This window comes from Salinicola sp. (genome assembly GCF_982684285.1).
Genome location: NZ_CEXLVS010000303.1, coordinates 1 through 4,275 on the forward strand (window position 1 = coordinate 1; position 4,275 = coordinate 4,275).

Consider the following 4,275-nt stretch of genomic DNA (forward strand, 5'->3'; position numbering starts at 1 on the left):
CGTTTGGGTCGTCGGGGTCGACAAGTGAGCCGGCGACCCCGGCACCGCCCAGGTGACGGGATTCCTGCTGGGCGGGCTGTTGCGGCGGAGCCGTCTCGGCCTGGGCATCGCCCCCGAGCGCGGTGATCATCGCCTGGACGCCACCCGTGATCCCGCCGGCGTAATCCCCCTCGCGGAACGCCGGGGTGATGGTCTGGTTGATGATCGCGGAGGTCCGAGCGTCGGTCAGCCGGCCCTCCAGGCCATAGCCCACCTCGATCCGCACGGCGCGTTCGTCCACGGCGACGATCAGCAGTGCGCCGTTATCCTCGCCCTGCTGGCCGATGCCCCAGTGGCGGCCGAGCTGGTAGCCGTAATCCTCGATGGCCTCTCCCTGAAGGTCCGGCAGCGTCACCACGACGAGCTGCTCGCCGGTCGCCTCCTCGTGGGCCGCCAGCATGCCGGTCAGTTGGGATCGGGTCGAAGCGTCGAGCAGATCGGCGTTGTCGACCACGCGCCCGGTCAATTCGGGAAAGTCCGGGGCCGCCTGGGCGAACAACGCGAAGGCCAGTAGCCAGAGGCCCAGCGTCAGCGAAATGGCGCGCGTGTACGTTCGCCGCGTCGGACAGCGCATCAGAACTCCACCTTGGGCGCCTGGTCGGCGTTCTCCGTGGTGGCCTCGAAGTTCTCGCGAATCGGCATATCGCTGTAGAGCACGCTATGCCAGATCTTGCCCGGGAAGGTCCGGATTTCGGTGTTGTACGCCTCCACCGCCTGGATGAAATCGCGACGTGCCACCGCGATCCGATTCTCGGTGCCTTCCAGTTGCGACTGCAGCGCCAGGAAGTTCTGGTTCGACTTCAGGTCGGGATAGCGCTCGGAAACCGCCATCAGCCGACTCAGCGCGCCCGTCAGCTGGCTCTGGGCCTGCTGGAACTGCTGCAGTTGCTGGGGATCGTTCAGCGTATCGGCGTCGATCTGGATCGAGGTCGCCTTGGCGCGCGCTTCGACGACGGCCGTCAGCGTCTCCCGCTCCTGGCTGGCGAAGCCCTTCACCGTCTCCACCAGGTTGGGCACCAGATCCGCACGGCGCTGGTACTGGTTCTCGACCTGGGACCAGGCCGACTTCACCTTCTCGTCCAGCGTCGGAATGTTGTTGATGCCGCAGCCGGAGAGCGACAGCATCAATACCAGCAGCAACAGCCACCGCCACGGTTGACGGGCGGCGACGGGCAAGGCGGTCACAGGTGTCTGCATGAAGAGTTCCCGATTGGAGAAGATTGGAAATCGAAGCCACGGGGGTTCCCGAATACTCGGGGGCCCAGGCGGCGATAACGCCAAGTTACAGGTTGGCCGGCGCCATGGGAAGGCGGTTCCCCGCCGCTCAGCCCGCGTCGCCGATGGCCCGGATCCGGGCGGCAAGCGCTGCCAGCCCGGCATCGTCCGCACGCCGGTAGTCATGGGAGGAGAGATAGCCTTCGTAGACATCGAAGTACTTGTCGACCCTGGACTCGATCGGTTTGAACGCGGCGTCGTCCCCCGTGCCATGCATGGGGAACAGCTTGGCGTGCAGGTGGTCGACACCGTAGCCCTCGAAGAACATGCCGCAGCGGGCCACGCCCTCCAGCGCCCGATCCAGGCGCCTGGCCACCTGCTTGGTGGCGACGATCAACTGGCGCAGGACCTCGTCATCGCGGTCGAAGGCGTAGCTAGGGTGGTGCGCCTTGGGGATCACCACCGAAAAGCCCTCGGTATTGGGGAAGATGGAGAGAAAAGCCAGGTGCGATTCGTCCTCCCAGATACGGTGGGCCGGCGCACGACCGGCGACGATGTCGCAAAAGATGCAACTCATGAAGGCCCCTCTCGTGACATCGATGGCCGACCTACGGATAGCCGGACAATGGCAAGCCCTCTATTAGTCATGACCCATGGGACGACGTCAATGCGGGTCACCGCGCGCGAACGAAGAGGAGAAGCCCGGGCTATCCGAAAGTCTTAAGCGAGCGTATGTTGGGTCAGGCCCATCCGAAGCGCCGACACCTGCCCGCTATGAACAAACTCGATAACGCCCTGCTCAACTTGCTGCTCAAGGATGGCCGCATGTCCTATGCGGACATGGCCCGCGAGCTCGACATTTCACGGGCCCACGCTCGCGATCGGGTGCAGTCGCTGGTGGAAAGCGGTGTCATCGAGCAGTTCACCGCCGTGGTCAATCCGTCGAAGCTCGGCAAGATCATCTCGACCTTCGTCGACCTGAAGGTCGCGCCCTACGCCATCGAGGCGATGGCAGCCGAGCTGGCGGAGTGCCACGAGGTCATCAACCTCTACATCATGAGCGATCTTCGCAGTCTCCATATGCATACGCTGACGGACAGCCAGGAGACCTTCGACCGTTTCGCCCGCGAACATATCCTGGGCCGCCAGGAGGTCATCTCGGTGAACTGCACCACGCTGATGTCCCGCGTCAAGCACGGACGCGGTGGCGCCAAGATCTGAGTTCCGCCGGGGCGTGCAATCAATCGCTTTCGACACTACCGTCGCTGCGCGGATCCGCACCGCCCTCGAGGCTACCGTCGACATGACGAGTGATGCCGCCGGCGTGCCCCATGGTGTCGCTGTAGGCGTCAATGACATCCACCTGATGGCCGGCCTGGCGCAAGGCCGCGATCAGCGTCGGGTCAAAGCGCGACTCCAGCTTGAGTGACGTCGTGCCCTCCCCCCAGGTTCTTCCCAGCAACCAGCGCGGCGCATCGACGGCCTGCTGGAGCGGCTGACCGTAAACCACGTGTCGCGTGAAGACCGCCGACTGGGTCTGCGGCTGCCCTTCACCGCCCATGGTGCCGTAGACCATGGTTCGGCCGTCGTTGAGCCGCGCCAGGGCCGGATTGAGCGTGTGGAACGGCTTGCGCCCGGGCACCAGCGCCTGTCGCGCATGCGGATCGAGTGAAAAGCCGATCCCCCGGTTCTGCCACAGCACCCCGGTGGAGGGTAATACCACGCCGGAACCGAACTCCCAGAAGGTACTCTGAATGAAGCTCACCGCCCGCCCCTCACCGTCGATACACCCCATCCAGATGGTATCGCCAGGTTCGCCTGCGTGCGGCCAGGCCAGCGCACGGGCCGGATCGATCCGCGCCGCCAACCGATCCAGAGTGGCGTCTGCCAGCAGGTCGAGTGGGTCGACGTCCATCCAGCGAGGATCGGTCACATGCCGATCTCGCACCAGAAACGCCTGCTTGGTGGACTCGACGAGCGCATGAACGTAATCGAACCCCTCGGCTTCAGCGATTTTCAGGCGCTCGAAGAGCCCCAGGATCATCAGTGAGGAGACGCCTTGCGTGGGCGGCGGTAGATTCCACACCTGTCCCTGCTTGAGGCTCAGCGACAGCGGTGTGACCGCCCGCGGCGCGTAGCCGGCGAGATCGGCCCGGCGCAGCGGGCTGCCGAATCGCTCCAACTCCTCGCCCATGGCCATTCCCAGCTCGCCCCGATAGAAATCTCCCAGGCCGGCGTGCGCCAGCCGTTCGAAGGTCGAGGCCAGGGTCGGTTGACGAAACGTCTCGCCCTGATGCGGCGCCGCACCCTCGCTAAGCAGATGGCCGGCAAACCCGGGAACGTCCGCCAGCTCACCGAGCTTGGCCGCCGTCAGTGCCGCCTGCCCCCGTGTCACGGGAACTCCCCGACGCGCATGGGCGATCGCCGCCTCGAACAGCCGTGACAGCGGCAACGTGCCCCCCCAGCGGCGCGAATGCTCGAGGGCCATCTCCCAGCCCCCCACCGTCCCCGCTGTGGTCAATGCGGCCAGCGGGCCGCGGGCGGGAATGCCTGCATATCCCGCGTAATAATCCGTATCCGCCAACTGCGCGGCGGCGCCGCAGGCCTCGATGGCGACCGGTGTCTTGCCGGGCTCGGAGATGAGCCAGAATCCATCGCCACCGATCGAGTTCATATGCGGATAGACGGTGGCGATGGTCGATGCCGCCGCCACCATTGCCTCGATGGCATTGCCGCCCTCACGCAGGATATCCCGACCGGCCTGAGCAGCCAGATAGTGAGGCGCGACGACCATGCCACGACTGGGCTTGGCATTACTCTGCATGGATCGCGAAGCTCCCTGTATTCAAGGTATTGACCGAAAGGCCGGCTACAGGGCACCCGCACTGGCGGATCACCAGCCGATCGCCTTGGGCAGCCAAGTGACCAGCGCAGGCATCAGGCATAGCAGCGCCAACGTCAGGAACTGGATGCCGATGTACGGCAGCACGCCGACATAGATATCCCGCGTGGAGATCTGTG

The 4,275-nt window shown here is 65.2% G+C and carries 5 protein-coding genes; 1 reads left to right on the forward strand and 4 read right to left on the reverse strand.

What is annotated here, in order from left to right; genetic code table 11:
• From AC3AYF_RS18665 to AC3AYF_RS18675, 3 genes are all read right to left on the reverse strand, one after another.
• The coding region (locus tag AC3AYF_RS18665) for a TPM domain-containing protein (RefSeq protein ID WP_487780170.1) at positions 1–613 on the reverse strand (613 nt) is incomplete at its 3' end.
• Positions 613–1,236 (reverse strand): LemA family protein, encoded by a 624-nt coding sequence (locus AC3AYF_RS18670; RefSeq protein ID WP_295036326.1) that lies wholly within the window; start codon positions 1,234–1,236, stop codon positions 613–615. The genes AC3AYF_RS18665 and AC3AYF_RS18670, both read right to left, overlap by 1 nt.
• Positions 1,237–1,363: 127 nt before the next feature.
• Positions 1,364–1,831: an HIT family protein gene (locus tag AC3AYF_RS18675; RefSeq protein WP_295036325.1), complete on the reverse strand. Its 468-nt coding sequence runs from the start codon at positions 1,829–1,831 to the stop codon at positions 1,364–1,366.
• Between the two features lie 197 nt (positions 1,832–2,028).
• Here AC3AYF_RS18675 and AC3AYF_RS18680 point away from each other — a divergent pair, with 197 nt between their 5' ends.
• Positions 2,029–2,475 (forward strand): Lrp/AsnC family transcriptional regulator, encoded by a 447-nt coding sequence (locus tag AC3AYF_RS18680; protein WP_295036324.1) that lies wholly within the window; start codon positions 2,029–2,031, stop codon positions 2,473–2,475.
• A 19-nt stretch (positions 2,476–2,494) separates the two neighbouring features.
• Here AC3AYF_RS18680 and AC3AYF_RS18685 read toward each other — a convergent pair whose 3' ends face one another.
• Positions 2,495–4,078 carry a gamma-glutamyltransferase family protein gene (locus tag AC3AYF_RS18685; protein WP_295036323.1) on the reverse strand — a complete coding sequence of 528 codons (1,584 nt, stop codon included), beginning with the start codon at positions 4,076–4,078 and terminating at the stop codon, positions 2,495–2,497.
• Between the last annotated feature and the right edge of the window lie 197 nt (positions 4,079–4,275).